This window comes from Pseudaminobacter soli (ex Zhang et al. 2022), assembly GCF_014595955.1.
GTDB classification, from domain to species: domain Bacteria; phylum Pseudomonadota; class Alphaproteobacteria; order Rhizobiales; family Rhizobiaceae; genus Kumtagia; species Kumtagia pseudosoli.
The window spans coordinates 87,916-103,390 of the sequence record NZ_JABVCF010000011.1; the positions used below are offsets into that span (position 1 = coordinate 87,916).

The following is a 15,475-nucleotide window of genomic DNA, read 5'->3' on the forward strand; positions in this document are numbered from 1 at the left end:
GGCTTGGGCATCGAGGGAACTCCTTGGCTGCTTCGGCTGGCGGCGGAAAGTGAGCCAGCGGCAATCCCAAGTCAACCGAGACAACTGCGCCGTGTGGACACGTACGTTACGGGTGCGAAGATGCACCTTGTATTCGATCGCGGAGACGGACGTCTTGCCGCCTCCGCCGCTAATCGAGCCTCAGCAGGGGCCTTCCTGGATGACGCGATAGCGTGCGACGCCGGCCTCACAAGCATTCGGGAAGGTGCGCACGCTCTCGCCTTGCCGCGCGCATACCGGCCGATATTCGCGGGTGCAGAAGGCAGGTTCCTCGTCGCGGTCGCGGCGGGGTCGGCATTCGCCTCCGTGGACGACGCGGTAGCCTGCCGATTGGGCCTCGCATTCGTTGGGGAAGGTTCGTGTGCGCTCGCCTCGCCGCCCACAGACCGGATCGTATTCGCGCGTGCAGAAGCGCGGCTCCGCTGGGCGCCGGCATTGGCCCGGGTGGGCGATCCGATAGCCCGCGCGGTCCGCCAGGCAGGCATTGGCGAAGGTCCGGCTTTCGCCGCCGCGCCGGCCGCATACCGGGTCGTACTCACGCGTGCAGTAGGATTCGGCTGGACCCGGCAGGGGACCGGGCCGGCCCTCGTCCACCACGACAGTGTCGCAGGAACTCAGGAGGACCAGTGCCGCAACTAGCAACGCGCCACGTCTCCAGTCCAGAAATATTGAGCGCATGAGAATCTCCCCCATCTTCTACGCGTATGCTATGATGTGTATCCGGTCCAAAACGCAATGCCGGAGTTTATCCGGTGCTGTTCCCCTGCGGCAGTGCGGCCTGGTTCGCGGACGGCGCTCAAAATTCCCGCATAACCAGCTTCCCGGTTTTCCTTGCGTCAAGAAGATTTCCGTGCGATATATTTCGTGTTCGGGCTATTCATGACCCGGAGACTGGACCGCTTTGGAAGAAACCTTTCCCCGAAACCGTGAATATCTAACGGCCCTGTATTGGTGGGGGGCAGAACGTGCCTGAATGCACGGCCAAACTGACACGGGCGTTCGATCTCCGGAGAAATCCCGGGCAAACGAAACCGCTAGACCCCATCGGGTGAAGGAGCTTCCCCCCATGTCCCAGACGGGAACCGTGAAGTTTTTCAACGCAACCAAAGGCTACGGCTTCATCACGCCGGAAGGTGGCGCGAAGGATGTCTTCGTGCACATCTCGGCGATAGAGAAGTCGGGGCTGAGGACACTCATCGACGGCCAGAAGGTCACGTTCGATATTGAACCTGATCGTATGGGTAAGGGCCCCAAGGCCGTCAACCTGCGCGCGACAGCCTGACACTTGGCTAACCAGGGCCGGTCGGCGAGGCCGGCCCTCGCGCTCCCATCTGATCGATTCGCCTGAAGCTGGAGCGCGGTGTCAGCGCTCTCCTCTTAGGGAATACGCTGCGGCATTGGTCTGAAACTTGCCCCTGGTTTCAACTCACCGCAATCGCGGTTATATGAATTGCCAGCCGCAATTCCGTCCAGTCGTTCCTTGAGGAACGGACTAGGGAATACCTTTCAGTCTCTGCCGTAGACTTGTGGCGTAGAAAGTTTTGCTTGCCCGTTCCGATAAAATGAAGGACAAATCTCGTCTCGGGCATTTGCGGGCCGGAGATGGGAACGAGGCCCCGGCGGCTCTTCTGGAGCACGGGTGCGGCGCATAAACGATAAGAGGGCGGGCCAAAGCCCCGGCGCGATCACGAGTTTCTTCTCCCCCAAGATGGTCGGGAGCCTGTGGGTTCTGCCTGCAGGATCATCGTTCAATGGGTAGGAGATTCATACCATGCCGCAGCACGGCACCGTCAAGTTTTTCAACCATGCCAAGGGGTTCGGCTTCATTACCCCGGACGACGGCGCCAAGGACGTCTTCGTGCATATCTCTGCCGTGCAGGCCTCGGGACTGCCTGGGCTCGAGGACGGCCAGAAGGTGACCTTCGACACCGAACCGGACAAGCGCGGCAAAGGACCCAAGGCCGTCAATCTGACGATCGGCTAGCTGTCTGGCTCCGGGCCACAACTCCCGGGCAATCAACCTCACGTCGCGTCGCCATCACGCTGCGTCGCTCTCTTTCGGTGCGGATAACGTCCGCGTGAACAACTTTTTGCCCGATACGTTGTTCAGCTAGTGTTCAGCCGTAACAGGCATACCGTTCAAGCGACAACGGGGCGGTGGGGTGCTCTCCCCACCGCTGGGACAGTCGAAGGAGAGTGGAATGAATCGCTTGCTGAAGTCGGCCGTGCTCGGCCTTGCCGTCACGGCTACATCCTTGTCGGCGCTCACCGCTGCAGAGGCCGGGGATAGATGGCGCCGTCACCATCATCACCGCGGTTCGGGCGATCTCGTTGCCGCCGGCGTACTCGGAGCTGCGGTCGGCGCTCTGGCGGCAGGAGTCGCGACCACGTCCCGCGTCGAGTATTACGAGCCGGTGCCGGTGTATCGCGACCCGCCGCCGCGGCGTGTCTATGTGGCCCCGGCTCCGCGTGTTGTCTATGCAGAGGGTGCTCTAGAGCCTTGGACGCCGTCCTGGTACGAGTATTGCGAGTCCCGCTATCGCTCGTTCAACCCGCGCACCGGCACATTCGTCGGCTATGATGGTGAGCGCCGCTTCTGCGTAGCCAACTAATTGCAAGCCCTGAATGGAACGGCGCCGTCCACACGCGGCGCCGTTTTCATTAGACGAGGAACGGATTGGTCCGTCTTTCCTCGCCGAAACGGCCGCCTGGGCCGTGACCGCAAAGGAAGCCGACCTCGTCTCCGAGCGGAAGCAGCTTGTTCTTGATCGACGAGAGCAGGGCCGCGTGGTCACCGCCGGGGAGATCGGTGCGCCCAATGGAGCCGCGGAACAAAACGTCGCCGACATGGGCGAACTGTGCGGCGCGGTTAAAATAGACCACGTGCCCCGGGGCATGGCCGGGGCAATGCAGCACCTCGAACTCGTGCGATCCGAACGCGACCTTGTCGCCCTCGTTCAGGAAGCGATCAGGGTTGCAGTTGCGCACGCCGCCGGCGATACCGAAACGCTGCGCCTGCTTCTCGATGTTCTCCAGCAGCGGACGGTCGGCCTCGTGCGGGCCGATGATCTCGACCCCCAGCGCGTCCTTGAGATCCATCGCGCCGCCGGCGTGATCGATATGCCCGTGCGTGATCCAGATAGCGGAGGCTGTTAGGCCGTTTTCGCTCAGCGCAGCCAGGATGCGGTCGACGTCCCCGCCGGGATCGATGACGACGCATTCCTTCGTCTCGTCGTCGAACAGGATCGTGCAGTTCTGCTCGAACGGGGTGACTGGGACGATGCCCGCATTCAGTTTGCCCATGGGTCCTCGCTCCTCAGTCCGCGATGTAGATCAAGCCTGCCTCACTGCCGCCCAACAGCTTGTTGCCGAATGGCGGAATCCGGCCATGACGAATAGGGCCGGAGGGCCGCAGAGCGACTGCTTCCGCTCTTATCAACGAAATAATGCCGGGTGGCCCTGACCACCCGGCATCGCATTCTCCAGCGTCGGCCGCCCGCTTACTCGGCGGCGATTGCCTGCTTCGGCTGAACTGCCGCCGTGTAGTCGTTCATCAGCGTCTTGGTGATCTCGCCGACCTGGAAGTTGTAGGGCCCGATCTCGGAGACTGGCGTGACCTCGGCGGCGGTTCCGGTGAGGAAGCACTGCTCGAAGCCTTCCAGTTCCTCCGGCTTGACGACGCGTTCGTTCACCTCGAGACCGCGCTGGCGGGCGAGGTCGATCACGGTCTGGCGGGTGATGCCGTTCAGGAAGCAATCAGCGATCGGCGTGTGAACCGCGCCGTCCTTCACGAAGAAGATGTTGGCGCCGGTCGCTTCGGCGACATTGCCGCGCCAGTCGAACATCATGGCGTCCGCATAGCCCTTCGCCTCGGCGGCATGCTTGGAAAGCGTGCAGATCATGTAGAGACCGGCGGCCTTCGCCCTGGAGGGGGCGGTGCGCGGGTCGGGGCGGCGATATTCGGCGATATCGAGGCGAATGCCCTTGAGTTTCTGCGCCGGGTCGAAATAGCTCGGCCACTGCCAGATCGCGATGGCGCAGTTGATCTTGTTGTTCTGCGCCGCGACGCCCATCTGCTCGCTGCCGCGCCAGGCGATCGGCCGCACATAAGCATCGGTGAAGCCCTGCTTCTTCAGGAGGGCGCGGCAGGCCTCATCGATCTCCTCGACGCTCCACGGGATGGTGAAGCCGAGGATACGCGCCGATTCATGCAGCCGCTCGGTGTGCTCTGTCAGCTTGAAGATCTCGCCGCCATAGGCGCGCTCGCCCTCGAAAACCGCGCTGGCGTAATGCAAACCATGAGTCAGTACGTGAATCTTGGCATCGGCCCATTTGACGAACTCGCCGTTCATCCAGATAAAGCCTTCAAGTTGATCGAAGGGGACGGATGCCATCAGTGCCTCCTCGGGCCGCAGCCCGGTGTCGTTTATCGTGAGGGGTGTTCGCCGAAGCGAACGCCAAATGTGGAATCTAGGCTGATGCAGGGCTCAAGGCAAACTTACAAAACCCACCATTCGGGGCTTGCAGCTTTCCTTTTCGTTCGCATTGCGCCCAAAACCTTGCCAAAAATTACCAACGCCCGAAAAATATGTCAACATCGCTGACATAAATTCTGCTCGCCAGGAACACGCATGCCAGATCGACAGAAACCGGCCGCCATGCCCGTCCGCTCTCCGCTCGCAGAGGAGAATGGCATCGACCTTTCCATCATCGAGCTCCTTTTCTTCGCCTATCGGGACTTCACCTCCGACCCCGACCAGATCCTGGAGGCATACGGCTTCGGGCGCGCGCACCACCGCGTCCTGCACTTCGTAAACCGGAAGCCTGGGCTGACCGTTGCCGAACTTCTGGAAGTACTCCAAATTACAAAGCAGAGTCTGGCTCGCGTGCTGAAGCAACTGATCGATACGGGACATATCGTCCAGTTGCCGGGCCCCCGCGACCGGCGGCAAAGGGAACTTTACCCCACGCAGAAGGGGCGGCAACTGGCGCTCGACCTTGCGCGGCCGCAGTCACGGCGCATTGATGCTGCACTGAAGGCGATCGGCCCGGATGAACGGGGGGCTGTGGAAAGCTTCCTCAAGGCAATGGTCAACGCCGAACTTCGGCCGCAGATCGATCGTCTGGGGCACGAACAGTAGGGCGCAATGTGAGAGGATCAGATGAGCGCAGTTCCGTCCGTTCTTGACGATGACGCACCGCATCTGCTGGTGATCGACGACGACACCCGCATCCGCAACCTGCTCAAGCAGTACCTCACCGAGAACGGATTTCGAGTTACGGTCGCGGGAAATGCCGAGGAAGCGCGGCGGCATCTCATGGGGCTCGACTTCGATCTCTTGATCCTTGACGTGATGATGCCGGGCGAGTCGGGCGTGGAACTGACCAAATCCCTGCGCGAGCAGAGAACGGTGCCGATCCTGATGCTGACGGCTCTTTCGGAGACCGACAGCCGGATCGCCGGTCTGGAGGCCGGCGCGGACGACTACCTGCCCAAGCCTTTCGATCCTCGCGAATTGATCCTGCGCATCAACAACATCCTGCGGCGGGGCGGGCCAGCGACCACACCCAAACTCGAGCAATTGGTGTTCGGGCCCTATACGTTCCAGATCGCGCGGCGCGAGCTCAAGAGGGGCGGCGAGCCGCTCAAGCTCACCGAACGGGAGCAGGAGATCCTGGCGATCTTCGCGACGCGGGCGGGCGAGACCATCCCTCGCCACGAACTGGTGGCGGGCGAGGCAGAGGTCAGCGAACGCACGATCGACGTGCAGATCAACAGGCTGCGGCGCAAGATCGAGCGGGATCCAGCCAACCCAATCTGGCTGCAGACCGTCCGCGGTGTGGGCTACAGGCTGAGCGTCGAATAGGTCGTATTGAGATTCAGGTGATGGCGGGCCGCGAATGACGCTCTTCTGCGCCCGAAGCGCCGTTAACCATTCCTTTGAACCCGATACTCAATCTCCCGGTCACGGCCATTTCATGATTCGGCCGAGCGTCAGTGGGGGATTTTGTATGTCCGATGAGCCGGCTCGTCTGCTCGCCTTTCCGATCGATCGCAGGACTGCCCTGGTACGGGAGACGGCGGGGGAACTGTTCCAACTAAACGGCGACGCGGCGAACACCTACTGGCACATGAAGGCCCGTGAACTCCTGGCCGACCTGACCGAGCAAGGTCGGGATATGGAGACGGCCCGCGAGGAGGTGCTCCGCTTCTTTGCGGCGGTGCAGGACGAGTTCCGCAAGGAGCTCTCGCACAGGCGCTCCCTGGCCATCGCCTAGAGCATGATCCCGAGAGGTTGCAGACTTTTGGGATAAGAGATTATGCGACCAGACAGCGATTGCGACTCCAAGAAGGACATCTTGCTCTAGGCGGCCGTCGCCTCGGGTTCCATCGAGCATCGCCCCGCTCTAAGATGAGTGAGCCGGGCGAGCCGGCGGAGACGGTGGAGGCGAATGGCTACCTCTGAGGCCGGACATACGCGATACGCCGATTGGCGTGCGCGCGCCAGGAAGGCGTACCGGCACGTTCAGCGATATTGGGAACGGTTCTGGCGGCGGATATCCTACTATCTGCCGAAGCGGCTCTATGCGCGTTCGCTGATCATCGTCATCACGCCGATGATCCTGCTGCAGTCGGTGGTCACGCTCGTCTTCATGGAGCGGCACTGGCAGTTGGTGACCCAACGGCTGTCGGATGCGGTGGTCCGCGACATTTCCGCCATCATCGATCTGATAGAAGTATTCCCGCAGCCCAATGGAGACTATTCGGAGCTGACGCGTATTGCCCGGCAGCGGCTTCAGATGAGGGTCGAGATCCTTCCGCCTGAACCGCTGCCACCGCCTGGTCCGAAGCCCTTCTTCTCGATCCTCGACGAGAGCCTGTCGAACGGAATCCGGGATCACATCCGCAGGCCCTTCTGGCTGGACACCGTCGGGGATTCCAAGATCGTCGAGGTCCGGATTCAGCTCGAGCACAATGTCTTGCGGGTGTTCGTCCGGCGTGGCCAGGCCTACGCGTCCAATTCCCATATTTTCCTGGTCTGGATGGTAGGCACTTCGCTGATCCTGCTTGGCATTGCCATCCCGTTCTTGCGCAACCAGATCAAGCCGATCACGCAACTGGCCGAAGCAGCCGAGAGTTTCGGGAAGGGCCGCCCAATGCCGCCCGACTTCCGTCCGCGTGGGGCGGAAGAAGTGCGGCGTGCAGGCTTCGCCTTCATCCAGATGCGCGAGCGCATCGAGAGACAGATCGAGCAGCGCACGACGATGCTAACCGGCGTGAGCCACGATCTGCGGACGATCCTTACACGCTTCAAGCTGCAACTGGCGCTGAGCGGCGCGAAGCCTGACACCGAGGCGCTCAACCAGGACGTCAACGACATGCAGGCGATGCTCGAAGGCTACATGGCCTTCGCGCGGGGGGAGGGACTCGAGGATGCCGGCCGATTCGACCTCGCCGAAGAATTCTCCAAGCTCGCGGAGGAGGCTAAGCTGCGCAAGCGCAAGCTCAAGACTTCGCTGACGGGTGCATCGGAGATACATGTCCGGCCGAACGCGTTTCGCCGACTTCTGTCCAATCTTGCCGGCAACGCTTTCCGCTACGCCAAGACGGTCGAGGTAAAGGCGACGCATGCGAGGGGCACGGTCAGGCTGGTCATCGATGACGACGGGCCAGGCATTCCCGCCGACAAGCGCGAGGAAGTGTTCAAGCCCTTCGTTCGGCTGGACGATGCGCGCAATCTCGATGCCAGCGGCACCGGGCTCGGCCTTTCGATCGCGCGCGACATCGCGCGCAGTCATGGCGGCGACATACGCCTCGAGGACAGCCCGCTTGGCGGGTTGAGGGTGGTGGTCACGGTTCCGGGGTGAGGAAGGCGCGGGCGACCCCCACCCCACCCCGCCTCGCTTCGCTCGGCACCTCGGGCGAGAAGTCGTCGGCGAAGCCGGCCGGAGTGGGGTCGAACCAAGATGCGATACCCGGAACCCCCGTCATTCCCCTGTCATGGATACTGCACGATATGGCGGCATGCCTCCGCTTGCCGCCGATCCACTTTCTGCCGGCACAGAGCCGCAGCCTGTTGCGGAACTGCAGGCGCTCGTCAGTCATGTCAGGCGCATCCTGATCGTCTCCGATGCTTGGCACCCGCAGGTCAATGGCGTAGTCCGAACGCTCGAGCACCTCGCCGATCATCTTACGGCTGCAGGTGCCAAGGTGGAGATTTTGGCGCCGGCTGGTTATCGCACGATTCCCATGCCGACCTATCCAGACATACCGCTTGCGCTGGCCTCGCCCGGCGAAGTGGCCCAGCGGATCGAAGCGTTCGCTCCTGACCACATCCACATCGCGACCGAGGGTCCGCTGGGGTTTTGGGCGCGCCGATACTGTCGCCGCCACGGTACCGTTTTCACGACCAGCTATCACACCCGCTTCCCGGAGTATCTACGTGCCCGTGCTCCAGTGCCGGAAGCGTGGAGCTATGCTGTCATGCGCCGCTTTCACAACGCGGGTTCTGGCACGCTGGTCGCCACGCCATCGTTGGCAAGGGAGCTTGCGGGGAGGGGGTTCACAAAGGTCAGGCAGTGGTCGCGCGGCGTGGATACCCAGCTCTTCAGCCCAGACCGACGGATCTCCCTGGACTTGCCGGGGCCGATCTTCCTCTATGTCGGCCGGGTGGCGGTAGAGAAGAACCTGCCGGCGTTCCTCGACCTCGATCTCCCGGGGAGCAAAGTGGTCGTGGGAGACGGGCCGGCATTCGCAACGATCAAGGAGGCGTATCGGAACGTCACCTTCCTAGGAGAGATGAGCGGCAAGTTCCTGGCCGAAATCTATGCCTCGAGCGACGTCTTCGTTTTCCCCAGCCTGACCGATACGTTCGGCATCGTTCAATTGGAGGCGCTGGCGAGCGGGCTTCCAGTCGCCGCCTACAACGTGACCGGGCCGGCCGACGTTTTCGCCGACGGCGTGGGCGGAGCGCTTTCCGACGATCTTGGTGAGGCGGCCCTCAAGGCGCTGACGCTTGATCGCGATGCAACTCGCCGGAAGGCCTTGGGCTATAGTTGGGCGGCCTGCGCGGCGCTCTTCATGCGGCATCTTCACGCCGCTCATCAGAGCCCGCAACCTGCAGAAACGGCCGCCTAGGTTCAGCTCTGAAGCGCTAACCAGTTGCGGACCAGCGCTTCCTCTTCGTCCAGACCCTCCGCGACGTTGCGCCGCGACTTCTTCGCCGCGGCGAGTTCCTCCCACAGTCGCCCTTCTTCCCAGCTCTCCAGCACGCGGGGATGTATATAGCAGGCGCGGCACACGGAACGCGTGTTGCCGAGGCGGGCGGCCACCTGGTCGATCACCTGATTCATCACCCGCTTTCGCGTACTCGCCGCCTCGGGCACCGGCGTGACACCGAAGAGCGAAGCCGCATGGATCGTCCCACCCCAGGTGCGGAAGTGTTTTGAGGTGAAATCCTGGCCGGAGGCCTCGCGGAGGTAGTCGTTGATATCGTGAGACCCGACACCACGCCGGTCGCCGTCCTCATCGATGTACTGGAAGAGTCTCTGCCCGGGCAGTTCCTGGACATCGCGGAGTATTCTGGCCATCCGGCGGTCCACGAGTTGGAGCCGCCATTCCTTGCCGGACTTCCCCGTGAAGTTGAAGCGCAGCTTCGATCCCTCGATCACCACGTGGCGATTGCGCAGCGTGGTCAGGCCGAAGCTCTGGTTGTCGCGCGCATAGGCGTCGTTGCCGACGCGGATCATCGTGTTGTCGAGCAGCCAGACGATGGAAGCGACCACCTTCTCGCGCGGGAAGCCGTGACGCCGCAAATCCGAATCCACCCGAGTGCGGATCGTCGGCAGGGCATCGGCGAAGGCGGCGAGGGTGGAGAACTTCGCCTCGTTGCGGCAGAGCGACCAGCGCTCGTGATAGCGGTACTGCTTCCGCCCCTTCAGGTCCCGGCCCGTCGCCTGGAGATGTCCGTTCGCGGATGCGGTTATCCAGACATCCGTCCAGGCCGGCGGGATAGCCAGCTTCCTGATGCGGGATAGCGTTGAGACATCAGCGATGCGGTTGCCGTCGGGCCCGCGATAGAAGAAGCCCGTGCCTGCCCGGACCCTCCTTATCCCCGGTTCCTCGTCGCTGACATATTCGAGCTCGGCTTCCCGGGCGGAGACCTCCGGCGGCGGGCGTACGACCGCGACCTCGTCGTCCAACAGCTTCAACACAGCCCACTTCCTTCATCGTTCGGGACAGAAGGAATTCGCTGGGATGCGGAGTGGTTCCTTGCGCCCGCTGGCGGGGCTTGGCGTCTTTTATCGCGGTCCCGCGCGGTCGGGGCGGGAACGCAGGCCTAGAACAGACGGCCTCCGTTCGGGACAGTGCGGTCGATGGCGCCAAGCACGACCGCGCCTTCCTCGTCCGGGAAGCCGAGGGTAAGCACCTCGGACATGAACTTGCCGATCTGGCGCGGTGGGAAGTTCACCACGGCAAAGACCTGCCTGCCGATCAGCATCTCAGGCGCATAATACTTGGTGATCTGGGCGGACGATCGCTTCACGCCGATCTCAGGGCCGAAGTCGATCCTGAGCTTTATCGCCGGCTTGCGCGCCTCCGGAAAGGGCTCGGCCTCGACGATCGTACCGGCGCGGATGTCGACCTTGTCGAAATCCGCAAAAGTGATCTCCGGCTTGCGCTCTCCGCCAGCACTCATGGATCAGGCCGTACCATGCGTCTCGAACAGCACGCTGGACAGCGCGACCTTCGCCGAGGTGCCTGACCAGACGACGAACTGGAAGGCTTGGAAATAGCACTCGCAGGCTTCCAGCGCACTCGACAGCAGCACCTCCACCTGCTGGCTGGAGGGCTCGACGCCGCCCGCAAGCAGCAGCGACTGGCGGAACATGATGGCGCCTTCCTGCTCCCAAAGGTCGAAATGTCCGAACAGCAGTTGCTCGTTGATCAGCGACAGCAGCCGCATCACCTCCAGCGTGCGCGCTTCCGGCACCTTGATGTCAAAGGCGCAGGCGAGATGCAGTGCCTCGAAATCCTCCATCCAGGAGAAGGAGACGTGATAGTCGGTCCAGCTACCGGAGACCGTGATCGCGATCTCGTCATCGCCGGTTCGCTCGAACGCCCAGTCGTTGTTGTGCGCGACCTGCTCGATGACGTCGACGGGGTGGATGTCGCGTCCGATGTCGAGTTCGACCAGTTCCATGCGTGTATCCTGTCGTTGCCCGGGCATGCGGGAACTGCCGGCAGTCGCAAGCCGGAAGCCGATGCTGTTCTTGGAAATGTTCGACAGGGTGCTTGGCGCAACCTTACCCCGTGCCGGGCTCCTCCTGCCGGCCGCGTGACCCGTTCCGAATCATGCAGCAAATTCAGTGTATTGATCGGGAGTCGCGTGACCAGCCCCCGAAGCAGGAAAAGGGCGGGATTATGGCCGTGTCCGCTGCGGAAAAGATTCACGCAACGCAGTTAAAGGATTCACGTGACAGCGCTTTTCCGGATGGGGAGCCTGTGGACAATTTTAACGAATTATTTGTGACTATCGCTTGCGGGAGCCCCCGACGCGACCATTGTAGGCGTGGAGAGCGGGTCAGCAATGGGTTCTGCGCCGCCAGATCCGCCCTTGGACCTGATCATCGCCTCGAGTTCATCGATCCGCGCGGCCAGTCTCTTGTTCTCGGCGCGCGCCTTGACCGCCATCTCGCGGACAGCCTCGAACTCCTCACGCTGGACAACATCCATGCTGTTGAGGATGCGCTCGGCTTGGGAGCGGAATGCCGTCTCCATCTCACGTCGCACGCCCTGAGCGGCGCCTGCGGCGTCAGTCAGCAGCTTGGCGAACTCGTCGAGAATGCGATTTGGTCCGTTGCTCATGAGGATATCTCCACAGCTTGAGAATGACGTAGTTGCCAAGCCCCCGCATTGCAAGGCGAAGTCTTCCTTGACCCGGCCCCAAGCCTGGAGGATTGTCCGCGCCACGCTCACCGGATGAGACAGTCTTGACCGATTACCTCCTTCTCCCCCTGGCGGCGCTGCCTTTCCCGAACATCGACCCCGTGCTCATCCGGCTGGGGCCGCTGGCGATCCATTGGTACGGCGTGGCCTATGTAGTCGGCATCCTGTTCGGCTGGTGGTACGCCAAGCGGCTGGTCTCAAACGAGCGCCTCTGGCCGAACGGCGAGCGGCCGATGCGGCCGGAGGACATTGACGACTTCCTGCTGTGGGCGGCGCTCGGCATCGTGCTCGGCGGCCGCGTCGGCTACGTGCTGTTCTACGACCTGCCGCGCTATCTCGCCAACCCGCTGGACATCTTCGCGGTCTGGCAGGGCGGAATGTCGTTCCACGGCGGCTTCGTCGGCACCACCCTGGCGATGATCCTGTTCGCCCGTTCTCGGAAGATCCGGGTCTGGACCCTGTTCGACGTCATCGCCGCCGGAGTGCCGGTCGCGCTCGGACTGGTGCGCTGCACCAACTTCATCAACTCGGAGCTTTGGGGCAGGCCCACCGATGTCCCCTGGGCGGTGGAGTTTCCGAACGGCGGTCCGTTCCTTCGCCATCCCAGCCAACTCTACGAGGCCTTGCTGGAAGGGCTCGTCCTGTTCCTCCTGCTCAGGATTCTCACGCATCGATTCGGCAAGCTCGCCAGCCCCGGCTTCGTCTCCGGCGCCTTCATGGCCGGCTATGGGTGTGCGCGCATCTTCGTCGAGTTCTTCCGCGAGCCCGATGCCCAACTCGGCTACCTCTTCGGCGGTTGGTTGACCATGGGCATGATCCTGTCGTTGCCGATGGTCCTTGTCGGCATATGGGCAATGGCCACGGCCCGCAGGGTCGGGAGGCCGCAGCCGGCATGACCACGCTGAAGGAGCGCATCGCAGCGCTCGTCTCGGCGATCGGGCCGATCAGCGTGGCGGAGTATTTCGCGCTCTGCCTCTCCGATCCCACGCATGGCTATTACACGACGCGCGATCCCTTCGGCAGGGCAGGGGACTTCACCACGGCGCCGGAGATCAGCCAGATGTTCGGCGAACTCATTGGGGTTTGGCTGGCGACGGCATGGCGCGCGATCGGCCAACCCGAGAACCCTGCCATCATAGAGCTCGGCCCGGGCAGGGGAACCCTGGCGAAGGACGTTTCTCGGACGATCGCAAAACTCGAGCCTGCCCTAAGGACCTCGGCCGAATGGCATCTGGTCGAGACCAGCCCGAAATTGCGCGAAATCCAGGCAGCGACACTGCAGGAGTGCGGCCGCTTTACATGGCACGACAGCCTCGATGAGGTGCCGCGCCGGCCACTGCTGGTCGTCGCCAACGAACTGTTCGATGCGCTGCCCCTTCGCCAATACGTGAAACAGGGCGGCGCCTGGCGCGATCGCTGCGTGGCGCTGGACGTGGAGGGCGGCCTCACTTTTGTCGCGGGGGCAGGCACCCTTGATCCGATATTCCTCCCGCCCGATGGAGAGGCACAGCCGGAGGGAAGCGTGTTCGAGATCGCGCCGGCCCGAACGGCGCTGATGCAGCAGATCGCTGAACGGATTGCCCGCGACGGCGGTGCCGGGATATTCTTCGACTACGGCCACTTGGTTCCCGGTTTTGGGGACACCCTCCAGGCCGTGCGCAATCACCACTACGAGGGGGTACTGGACACCCCCGGCGAGGCCGATCTGACTTCGCATGTCGACTTCGCCGCACTGGCCGAGGTGGCCCGCGCCGCCGGTCTGGAGGTTGACCAGTCCACCCAGGGCGCATTCCTGCTCGGCATGGGACTGCTCGAACGGGCCGGACGGCTCGGCTCCGGGGCAGGGCAGGCGCGACAGGATGAGGTCCGCGTCGCGGTCGAGCGGCTCGCGGGACCCGATCAGATGGGCGAGTTGTTCAAGGTGATGGCAGTCCTGCCCCGCGGGGTGAAGGTGCCGCCTTTCTGGCCCTGAGGTCGCGGCGGGCGAGCGCACACAAAAACCTGGACCCGCAGTAAAGGCAGGGACTCACCACCTCTGCGCAATTACGCTATAGTGCGTCATCAGGTCGCGTGCCCCCGGTAGGCTAGCGACCAGTCTACCGATACGACGCGACCGCCCGCTCCAGTGGAGGACGGTCATGGCAGGCTTTCATGTCATCGCAGGTGCCGGCGAGAGGATCGTCCATCCCCAGGTCCGGCGGATCGACTTCTCGGACCTAACGACGTCGTTGAGCCAAGGCTTCGACGACTTCATGGCCAAGCCGTCTCATGTGATGTTCATCGTGATCCTCTATCCGCTGGTCGGCGTGTTTCTGGCCAACTGGACCTCGGGAAATGCCCTGCCGATGCTGTTCCCCTTGATGTCGGGCTTCGCCCTTCTGGGGCCGCTCGCCGCCATCGGGCTTTACGAGATCAGCCGGCGCCGCGAACTCGGTCTCGATCCATCATGGCGGGACGCGCTGGCAGTGCGACACTCGCCCGCTCTTCCGTCGATCATGGCTGTCGGCGTCTTTCTGGGCGTGGTCTTCATCGCCTGGCTGCTTGCCGCGCGCGGCATCTACATCGCCATCTTTGGCTATGAGGCACCGTCGTCGCTGCCGGCCTTCATCTCGGAGGTGCTGAGGACCTCACGTGGCTGGGAGCTTATCATCACCGGCGGCCTGGTGGGATTCCTGTTCGCCATGCTCGTGCTTTGTACGACCGTGATTACCTTCCCGCTTCTGCTCGACCGCGACATCGGTGCCTATGAGGCGATGGCGGCCTCGATCCGTGCGGTCTTGAGAAATCCGATCGAAATGATGGCATGGGGCCTGATCGTGGCGGTCCTGCTCGCGGTCGGATTGCTCACGGTCTTTGCCGGCCTGATCATCGTTATCCCGGTGCTCGGTCACGCTACCTGGCATCTCTACCGCAAGGTGGTCGAACCTGACGGCACGCAGCCGATCTGAGGCTGGTCCGAGGCACGACTTTGGTCTCGCTCATGTTCCGCTTCGGGAGGGCCCGATAGCCCTATGTAACAAAAAGTGATTTTGTAGGCCTTGCTGAAACCCGAATCAGAAGGCGCTATGACCGCGCCGCAATGTCGCGGCTTGAGGGCAGGCGACACGCTTAAGGAGGCTCAGCGATGACACGCCACCCCAACGACAAGACACCGGTTCCGAATAACGACGACAAGAACGACGTCGAGTCGGGCGCTCACGCCGAGATAGAAGGCGCCATCGACGCGGTCTGCTGTGAACTGGGGCTCGACCACCGCTCAGACGAGCGCCGCCGTCGGGTGGCGCATGGAGTGGTTTCCACCTGGCGGAGCGGCAGAAGGCTGCCTCTCAACCTCGTGAGCGCAGGATTCGATGCAGTCGGCGTCTGAACAGTCACTTGTTGTTCAAGCCGATGCCATTGGCGCAGTCGGCTGAGAATTGATTTTGATTAAGTAGGCGCCGCCTGAGGTGCCGTAACGGCCTTCACGCTTTTCCGGCCGGCCTTTCC

The 15,475-nt window shown here is 62.8% G+C and carries 20 protein-coding genes; 12 read left to right on the plus strand and 8 right to left on the minus strand.

The genetic code is table 11. The features are described from left to right. Positions 1-180: 180 nt before the first annotated feature. Complete coding sequence (locus HUI96_RS19965; RefSeq protein WP_188256450.1) at positions 181-717, minus strand: Kazal-type serine protease inhibitor domain-containing protein; 537 nt, start codon at positions 715-717, stop codon at positions 181-183. 388 nt (positions 718-1,105) lie between these two features. Between HUI96_RS19965 and HUI96_RS19970 the strand changes: the two genes are divergently transcribed. The 3 genes from HUI96_RS19970 to HUI96_RS19980 all read left to right on the plus strand — a co-directional run bounded on the left by HUI96_RS19970 (position 1,106) and on the right by HUI96_RS19980 (position 2,651). Further along, positions 1,106-1,321: a cold-shock protein gene (locus HUI96_RS19970; RefSeq protein ID WP_188256451.1), complete on the plus strand. Its 216-nt coding sequence runs from the start codon at positions 1,106-1,108 to the stop codon at positions 1,319-1,321. 489 nt (positions 1,322-1,810) lie between these two features. Then, positions 1,811-2,023: a cold-shock protein gene (locus HUI96_RS19975; protein ID WP_188256452.1), complete on the plus strand. Its 213-nt coding sequence runs from the start codon at positions 1,811-1,813 to the stop codon at positions 2,021-2,023. Positions 2,024-2,240: 217 nt separating this feature from the next. After that, complete coding sequence (locus HUI96_RS19980; protein WP_188256453.1) at positions 2,241-2,651, plus strand: BA14K family protein; 411 nt, start codon at positions 2,241-2,243, stop codon at positions 2,649-2,651. Between the two features lie 49 nt (positions 2,652-2,700). Here HUI96_RS19980 and HUI96_RS19985 read toward each other — a convergent pair whose 3' ends face one another. Together HUI96_RS19985 and HUI96_RS19990 are read right to left on the minus strand one after the other, a co-directional pair. Then, complete coding sequence (locus HUI96_RS19985; RefSeq protein WP_188256454.1) at positions 2,701-3,342, minus strand: MBL fold metallo-hydrolase; 642 nt, start codon at positions 3,340-3,342, stop codon at positions 2,701-2,703. Between the two features lie 197 nt (positions 3,343-3,539). Next, positions 3,540-4,433: a branched-chain amino acid aminotransferase gene (locus HUI96_RS19990; RefSeq protein WP_188256455.1), complete on the minus strand. Its 894-nt coding sequence runs from the start codon at positions 4,431-4,433 to the stop codon at positions 3,540-3,542. 237 nt (positions 4,434-4,670) lie between these two features. Here HUI96_RS19990 and HUI96_RS19995 point away from each other — a divergent pair, with 237 nt between their 5' ends. From HUI96_RS19995 to HUI96_RS20010, 4 genes are all read left to right on the plus strand, one after another. Next, positions 4,671-5,180: a MarR family winged helix-turn-helix transcriptional regulator gene (locus HUI96_RS19995; protein WP_188256456.1), complete on the plus strand. Its 510-nt coding sequence runs from the start codon at positions 4,671-4,673 to the stop codon at positions 5,178-5,180. Positions 5,181-5,201: 21 nt separating this feature from the next. Then, positions 5,202-5,906 carry a response regulator gene (locus HUI96_RS20000; RefSeq protein WP_188256457.1) on the plus strand — a complete coding sequence of 235 codons (705 nt, stop codon included), beginning with the start codon at positions 5,202-5,204 and terminating at the stop codon, positions 5,904-5,906. Between the two features lie 145 nt (positions 5,907-6,051). Continuing rightward, positions 6,052-6,318, plus strand: a complete 267-nt coding sequence (locus HUI96_RS20005) for a DUF6074 family protein (RefSeq protein WP_188256458.1) — start codon at positions 6,052-6,054, stop codon at positions 6,316-6,318. 174 nt (positions 6,319-6,492) lie between these two features. Then, positions 6,493-7,908 carry an ATP-binding protein gene (locus HUI96_RS20010; protein ID WP_188256459.1) on the plus strand — a complete coding sequence of 472 codons (1,416 nt, stop codon included), beginning with the start codon at positions 6,493-6,495 and terminating at the stop codon, positions 7,906-7,908. Here the strand turns inward: HUI96_RS20010 and HUI96_RS20015 are convergent. Further along, on the minus strand, positions 7,892-8,032 hold the full coding sequence (locus HUI96_RS20015) for a hypothetical protein (RefSeq protein ID WP_188256460.1): 141 nt from the start codon (positions 8,030-8,032) through the stop codon (positions 7,892-7,894). The genes HUI96_RS20010 and HUI96_RS20015 overlap by 17 nt on opposite strands. Positions 8,033-8,065: 33 nt before the next feature. Here HUI96_RS20015 and HUI96_RS20020 point away from each other — a divergent pair, with 33 nt between their 5' ends. Next, positions 8,066-9,178, plus strand: coding sequence for a glycosyltransferase family 4 protein (locus tag HUI96_RS20020; RefSeq protein ID WP_188256461.1), 1,113 nt, complete (start codon positions 8,066-8,068; stop codon positions 9,176-9,178). A 2-nt stretch (positions 9,179-9,180) separates the two neighbouring features. Here the strand turns inward: HUI96_RS20020 and HUI96_RS20025 are convergent, their stop codons facing one another. From HUI96_RS20025 to HUI96_RS20040, 4 genes are all read right to left on the minus strand, one after another. Continuing rightward, complete coding sequence (locus HUI96_RS20025; protein ID WP_188256462.1) at positions 9,181-10,254, minus strand: DNA topoisomerase IB; 1,074 nt, start codon at positions 10,252-10,254, stop codon at positions 9,181-9,183. Between the two features lie 125 nt (positions 10,255-10,379). Continuing rightward, positions 10,380-10,739, minus strand: a complete 360-nt coding sequence (locus HUI96_RS20030) for a tRNA-binding protein (RefSeq protein ID WP_188256463.1) — start codon at positions 10,737-10,739, stop codon at positions 10,380-10,382. Between the two features lie 3 nt (positions 10,740-10,742). Further along, complete coding sequence (locus HUI96_RS20035) at positions 10,743-11,243, minus strand: YbjN domain-containing protein (protein ID WP_188256464.1); 501 nt, start codon at positions 11,241-11,243, stop codon at positions 10,743-10,745. Between the two features lie 320 nt (positions 11,244-11,563). After that, positions 11,564-11,908, minus strand: a complete 345-nt coding sequence (locus tag HUI96_RS20040; protein ID WP_188256465.1) for an accessory factor UbiK family protein — start codon at positions 11,906-11,908, stop codon at positions 11,564-11,566. Positions 11,909-12,033: 125 nt separating this feature from the next. Between HUI96_RS20040 and lgt the strand changes: the two genes are divergently transcribed. The 4 genes from lgt (at position 12,034) to HUI96_RS20060 (ending at position 15,356) form a co-directional block, all read left to right on the plus strand. Continuing rightward, complete coding sequence (lgt, locus tag HUI96_RS20045) at positions 12,034-12,885, plus strand: prolipoprotein diacylglyceryl transferase (RefSeq protein WP_188256466.1); 852 nt, start codon at positions 12,034-12,036, stop codon at positions 12,883-12,885. Further along, on the plus strand, positions 12,882-13,961 hold the full coding sequence (locus HUI96_RS20050; RefSeq protein WP_188256467.1) for a class I SAM-dependent methyltransferase: 1,080 nt from the start codon (positions 12,882-12,884) through the stop codon (positions 13,959-13,961). The genes lgt and HUI96_RS20050 overlap by 4 nt, the downstream gene beginning before the upstream one ends. Before the next feature lie 166 nt (positions 13,962-14,127). Further along, complete coding sequence (locus HUI96_RS20055) at positions 14,128-14,937, plus strand: DUF2189 domain-containing protein (RefSeq protein WP_188256468.1); 810 nt, start codon at positions 14,128-14,130, stop codon at positions 14,935-14,937. A gap of 176 nt (positions 14,938-15,113) precedes the next feature. Then, positions 15,114-15,356 carry a hypothetical protein gene (locus HUI96_RS20060; protein ID WP_188256604.1) on the plus strand — a complete coding sequence of 81 codons (243 nt, stop codon included), beginning with the start codon at positions 15,114-15,116 and terminating at the stop codon, positions 15,354-15,356. Positions 15,357-15,475: the final 119 nt, after the last annotated feature.